Source organism: Actimicrobium sp. CCI2.3 (genome assembly GCF_035019065.1).
GTDB lineage: Bacteria > Pseudomonadota > Gammaproteobacteria > Burkholderiales > Burkholderiaceae_D > Actimicrobium.
On record NZ_JASJWR010000102.1, the window covers coordinates 1 to 389 of the forward strand.

Here is a 389-nt window from a genome sequence, read left to right on the forward strand (position 1 = left end):
CCGAACAACATAAAGACGTGCGCCGTGTTTTTTGGCAGTCCCTTGTAGCGGGTTTTGCGATGACGAAAGAGGTTTTTGATCACATGAAATGGATGCTCGACCTTCGCTCGAATACTCGCTTTGGCATGCTCCAGTTCGTCGAGAATGGCGCGCAACGGCCGCTTCTCGTTGACCTTCTTGATCGTGCCGCGCTTGGCAGCAATCTGCCAGTCGACCTTCACGTCGTTCATTTCTTCGCGCTTTGCCACACCGGTATAGCCCGCATCGGCAAACACCGTTTCTTCGTCGCCGTGCAGCAGTGCGGCCGTTTCGACGATGTCGGCCACGTTCGCCGCCGTAGTGGTCACGCTGTGCACCAAGCCACTCTCGGCATCGACGCCGATATGCGC

At 57.1% G+C, this 389-nt stretch carries 1 protein-coding gene; it reads right to left on the reverse strand.

What is annotated here, in order from left to right:
* Positions 1–389: transposase (locus tag QN370_RS20625; protein WP_323581834.1), on the reverse strand; the 389-nt coding region annotated here is incomplete at both ends.